Consider the following 5541-nt stretch of genomic DNA (forward strand, 5'->3'; position numbering starts at 1 on the left):
ATATAAGTGAAAAAGCAGTGAAAGACACTAAGGAAATGGCTCATTTTAGTCATGTTCAGATTTCCAATTGGACTAAACACGACACCTATTGGCTACTCAGTTTATTTGGTACGGCCGTTGGGGCTGGCATTCTATTTTTGCCAATCAACATTGGGTTAGGTGGTTTCTGGCCATTAGTGTTAATGGTCTTACTCGCTTTTCCGATGACTTATCTCTCTCATCGTGGTCTTGCTCGTTTTGTTCTCTCATCGCGCCGTCCTAATGCCGATTTTACCGACGTTGTTGAAGAACACTTTGGCCAAAGGGCTGGTCGCTTGATCTCTTTGCTGTATTTCCTCTCTATTTTCCCAATCTTACTGATTTACGGTGTAGGTCTAACTAACACGGTTGATAGCTTTTTGGTTAATCAAGCGCAGATGGTCGCTCCCCCTCGGGTGCTACTTTCTGGTGGCTTAGTCTTTGCGTTAATTGCCATTATGCTGGGTGGCGAGAAGATCATGTTGCGCGCTTTTGCTGTTATGGTTTATCCATTGGCGGCTATTTTATTATTTCTCTCGCTCTATTTGATCCCGTATTGGTCAGTGCCGTCATTAGTCTTGCCGCAAACGAGTGATTTCTTACACACAGTGTGGTTAGCCATTCCTGTCGTGGTGTTTTCTTTTAGCCACGCAGCGGCGATCTCAAGTTTTGCCAATGTTCAACGTCGTCATTATGGCGCGCTAGCGGATAAAAAATCAGAGCAGATTCTGCGTTACACCAGTCTTGTATTGATTCTGTTTGTCTTGTTATTCGTGTTCTCTTGCGTATTGGCTTTATCACCAGAGGCATTGCAAGAAGCAAAAGTGCAAAATATTTCAGTGCTGACTTACCTTGCCAATGTCACAGATAATCCCTTTATCGCCACACTAGGCCCTTTAGTGGCGTTTATTGCCATTACCTCTTCCTTTTTAGGGCATTTCCTTGGTGCGCGAGAAAGCCTGACTGGATTGCTGTGTAAAAACTTTGGCCTGTCACTGCGTTTTGCTGGGCGACTCACCATTGCGATTTTGTTTGTCACGATTTGGATTGTCGCGATACTCAACCCCAGCATTCTGGGAATGATGGAAGCGTTTTCAGGCCCCGTGATCGCTATGATTCTGTTTATTATGCCGATGATTGCTGTATTCAAAGTGCCATCGCTGGCGAAGTATCAACAGCAGATGAGTACACCCTTTGTCATGGCAATAGGGTTATTGGCGGTATCGGCATTGCTTTATAACTTGCTCAATTAAATCAGCCATTGGCTCCGTCACTGGAGCCAAATCAATTACTTGATTTGAGCTTTTGTTATTTGAGGTTGTGCATTATTGAGCGTTGATGCTACCTCCAGAATATCTTGCCACTCATTGTAAGCTGATTGGTACCAAACTTGCTCCAGAATGACCGCTTGTGAATCTTGTGCTTTGGTAAGGTTAGAAACGACGTTGTTGGTTTCATTGTATAAACTGAGCACCGTGGTTTGTAGTGTATCTAAGGATCGGCTGATCGCCGCACAATCGTTGTTAACTTGATCGACACTTAGCAATAGGGCATTGAGAGACGCGATTTGTTGTTGATCTTGAGAGAGCGTTTGTTGATCGTGGTTGATGGTATTTAAAGATGATTGGATATCGCTTTGCAGGCTAGATATTTCACTTTGTGCTTCTACAATAGAGCTAACACCAAACCCTGCCAATATCAAAGAACCTCCCAGTGTAAACGGAGCAAGCACCACGCCAAAAATCGTTTCAAATATCCCTTTCTTACGCTGCGATTGAGCATTCGCAATGGCGGTTTTAAATGCTGCTATCTGCTGTTTCATTAGATCAATTTGGGTGTTAGTGGCGATAATTTCTGCTTGGATGGAAACTTCTTCTTGCTGGATCTGTGCAATAGTTCGTTGCAATGTGTTATGAGCATCTTCCACTTGGCGAGCCCAAGCATTCAATCCCTCATCATAACGTTTTATATTTGATGTAAGACTTTGAATCGGATTTTGTAATGTTAAGATTAATGAAGTTAGCTGCTTTAGTTGAGCGGTGTCAAAACGGGTTTCTAGTGCTTTGAATAAGGTTAAAATTTGAACATTAGAATCTTTGAATGTACTCGCAATGGAAAGAACACTGTCCATAATGTCATTTGAAAAATATAAATTACCACTCAAACGCCATTGCCGTACCAGTTTTTGCACCGCATTTAAATTTTGTTCTACCTGAGCATACCAATGTTCTGCATTGCCTTGATCAATATAAGTTTCAACAACGCCTTGGCATGCAGAATTTAGTAACACCATAGCGCTAATAGATGCAGGAATGTCGGTTTGAAGTTGCTCGCTGGCTGATTGATTCATGATGGTCCTCGAAAAAGAATAAAAGGGGGCGTAACCCCCTTTAGTAATGTTTAAGCTGCTTGTTTTACTGCAGGTGCTAACTCTTTCGTTTCGATAGCTATTTTTGCGCTAGCTAGCTGTTTAGCAAGTTCAACCGCATCATCCCATTCGTTTTTCGCTGCGTCAGACATCACTTTTTCCATAATAATGCTCTGCATGGATGCACCATTATTAAGCTTGGTTACTACATCATCTAACTCGTTACCAAAGACAGTCCACGTCGTTTCAAAATCAGATAATACTGATGTCGATGTTTCAATCGCTGAAACGACGGCGCTACTGGCATTGGAAAGCCCCTGTAAAGCGATAATCTGTTGTTGATCTTCAGCTTTTTGCTTTTGTTCTTGCGCGATGCTGTCGTAGTCATCATCAATTTGATTTTGTAATACGCCCCACGTAACGCCACCAGCAATAATCGATGCCGCGCCGACGGCTGCGATACCGCCGGAGACTACAGCTGCGGTGCCAGCGGTTGCGACGGTAAGCGCAACGCCTGCGACGAGCATAAAGATGCCAACACCAACCGCAACTTGTGCATAGACTAGATCTTTATTCAGTTTCTCAATGGCTGCACGATTGTTGTCTATTGCGTTATTCATGCTTTCAATATCTGTTTGTAAATCAATAATTGTTTTTTGAATATTGGTCGCACCATTGACTAAGTCATCATGTGCTGCTTGCATTTTCACCCCCCAATCAGAGAGTTCCTTATTCATCCCTTTGACTGTGGCTTCGATACCGCTGACTTGAGAAGATAGGGCGGTCATAATCTGTGAAGCTTGCTGAACCGTTGTATTGTCTTTGCCACTTGCTGTTGGATCTGCTTTATATAACTCATGAATGGCATCGATTGATGCTTGGAAAGTGGTGTCAAAATTAATTACGCTGGAGGGAATCGATGCTGATACTTGTGGTCCCAAATCGTCAATCCATTGCTTAGCAACCAATTTTGCTGAGTCTAATTTTTTACTCAGGTCATCAAACCAATCTGGTTTTACCGTAGGTGGCGTAAATTGTGTGTTTAAAATGGCATGGCACTGCGCTGTGATGACTGTGGTTGCCAAAAATGCAGATTGAGTGGTTTGCTGTGTTGGGTTCAACTGAGTAACTTGTTGTGACATTGTGTATCTCCTTTACTGTTCTTGAATGGTGTTATTTAGTGTGTTGACTAAAACGGGTTTTCCAATGTTTGGCGGTAAACTAATGAGTTGCACAAATTCTGAAATGGTTTTCCATGAGGCTGAAGCAATCTTGATGGTTTGCAAATCAGTCAATAGGGCAGGGTCTGAACCGCTTTGTAAGGCGTTGATCAGTTCGTTTACCTTGTCTAATTCGTCTTGCCATAACAATGAAAGTGCTGGCAAGTTATCATCAATCTTTAGGAATTCTTCGCTCATGTTGCTGAGGGTTTGAATAATGGCTTTAGTAATGGCAGCCGCTTGTGCTTCTTCACTGGCTAGTGTTTGTAATTGAGTGAGTTTGTCTAAATCTTGTTGTACCTCTTTCGCGCTCGATATTGTGCTGTATGCACTGTAACCAACCGTGAATAGCGCACCAGCAAAGGAAAGGAATGGTACAGACGTCGTTGCTCCCATTACGACACCGTAGGAAATAGTGACCATACTTTGTATGTAAGCTTTTCCTGCTCTTAATTGGGCCGCTGTGACATTGGCTCCTAAACTGGCAATGGATTGCGATAGAGAGCCTATCTCTGTTGCAATGCGTACCATTGCTTGTTCTTCGCTCGCAAGTTCATTCCAGCCATCTTGAATGCTGGATGCGAGCAGCTCCTCTGCATTTTTCGCTTGGCTGTAAGATTTCGTGAAAACTTGCTGAGCTTCATTTGTTAACGTGATATTTTGCTTTAACGCTTTTTGCAATAATTGTAAGCATTCAATCCATTGCTTCGTACTTGTTATCGCCTTACTGTTTTGTGCGCAGGCATCGAACGTGGTCTGATAATTAATAAACGATGTAATAATTTGCGCAAAAATTTTAGGCTTTTGCTGCATAAACTCATTCATTACCGCTCTTAAGATCTCAGTCCTGCTTCGAACTTCTACGAGCCAGTTTGGATCTTTTGCTACATGGCCAATAAAGAGAGAGTTGCACGTTGCATCGTAGTTACTAATACCTAAAAAATCAGTATATACGTCGGTCAGCATATTTAATGCGGTATCAACATTTGGGCTTAACATGAGTTCGCCCTCTACAGTGAAATAACGAGGAAAGGATCAAACGTTAATCTTGCACCATCAATAGACAAGGTCGCATTGTATTGTTGTGTGCTGGCTTGTCCTTGCGCTTCAACTCGGCCTTCCCAGAATTCATCACCGCTTAGTCCTTGTTTAGTGGGTATACAAACTCTGTCATTTATCATTTGCCCATTAAACTCGACAATATCAACTTCATTGTCTGGTGAAATAGCGACAACTCGCCAGCATAATAATTGGCCGTCTTTACAGGCTGTTTTTAACTCAGCTTGGCCTTCATTACCCGAGCCCATATATTTATTTGTATCAATGAGATAAATGTTACTTTGCAGATCTCGACTTGCCAGCGCTGCTGCTGCATCTACGACCATGAGTATTTCTACTTTTTTCATACAATGTTCCTTATTTAGATGGAGTTATTGAACTTCGAGATAAGGTGAAAAATTCATTGTTATTCCGTTTATTGAAAGAGAAATGGTATATAGATAACGCCCAGTATCCCCGCGAGTCTGAACTCTGCCTTCCCACGCGTCATTAACAGGGCTTGGTAAGCAAGCTTTTTGATCAATCATATCACCAGAGAATCCCGTTATATTGACTCCGTCATCTGGTGAAATGGCGCAGCTACGCCAGCAAATAAACTGACCATCTTGAGATACCGTGTGGAGTTGGCACGTTCCTTCATCCCAAGAACCAAGCCATTGGTTACTATCAATTAAGTAAACGTTATCCATTAAGCTCGTGGTTGCTAATGCTCCGGCACAATCAACCACGATAAGTATTTCTATTTTTTTCATTCAATACCTACTGACGTTTATTTATGGATCCACAGAATATCACTGTACTGATTTAACCATTTCAAATGGTTTTTGGGCTATATCTATTAAATATTATTGATATTAGTGTTGATATTTACATGTT

6 protein-coding genes are annotated in these 5541 nt (G+C 42.1%); 1 reads left to right on the forward strand and 5 read right to left on the reverse strand.

The annotated features are described in order from the left end of the window. Positions 1-35: 35 nt before the first annotated feature. The gene (locus tag AACQ21_RS04095) at positions 36-1271 is read left to right on the forward strand and encodes an aromatic amino acid transport family protein (RefSeq protein ID WP_206211622.1); all 1236 of its coding nucleotides are present in this window, start codon (positions 36-38) and stop codon (positions 1269-1271) included. A gap of 35 nt (positions 1272-1306) precedes the next feature. Here the strand turns inward: AACQ21_RS04095 and makE are convergent, their stop codons facing one another. Genes makE through makD form a run of 5 tightly spaced genes read right to left on the reverse strand, consistent with a single transcriptional unit; the run spans position 1307 to position 5417 of the window. Then, entirely contained in the window at positions 1307-2368 is a 1062-nt protein-coding gene (makE, locus tag AACQ21_RS04100; RefSeq protein ID WP_105976822.1) for an alpha-pore-forming cytotoxin subunit MakE, read from the reverse strand. Between the two features lie 50 nt (positions 2369-2418). Next, the gene (gene makA / locus AACQ21_RS04105; protein WP_105976823.1) at positions 2419-3528 is read right to left on the reverse strand and encodes a cytotoxin MakA; all 1110 of its coding nucleotides are present in this window, start codon (positions 3526-3528) and stop codon (positions 2419-2421) included. A gap of 12 nt (positions 3529-3540) precedes the next feature. Next, positions 3541-4605 carry an alpha-pore-forming cytotoxin subunit MakB gene (gene makB, locus AACQ21_RS04110; protein ID WP_105976824.1) on the reverse strand — a complete coding sequence of 355 codons (1065 nt, stop codon included), beginning with the start codon at positions 4603-4605 and terminating at the stop codon, positions 3541-3543. 11 nt (positions 4606-4616) lie between these two features. Next, on the reverse strand, positions 4617-5012 hold the full coding sequence (gene makC / locus AACQ21_RS04115) for an alpha-pore-forming tripartite toxin MakABE regulator MakC (protein ID WP_013868236.1): 396 nt from the start codon (positions 5010-5012) through the stop codon (positions 4617-4619). A gap of 24 nt (positions 5013-5036) precedes the next feature. Next, a complete protein-coding gene (gene makD, locus AACQ21_RS04120; RefSeq protein WP_105976825.1) occupies positions 5037-5417 on the reverse strand; it encodes an alpha-pore-forming tripartite toxin MakABE regulator MakD in 381 nt (126 codons plus the stop codon). Positions 5418-5541: the final 124 nt, after the last annotated feature.

The organism is Vibrio sp. V01_P9A10T6 (assembly GCF_963877065.1).
Classification (GTDB): Bacteria; Pseudomonadota; Gammaproteobacteria; order Enterobacterales; family Vibrionaceae; genus Vibrio; species Vibrio anguillarum.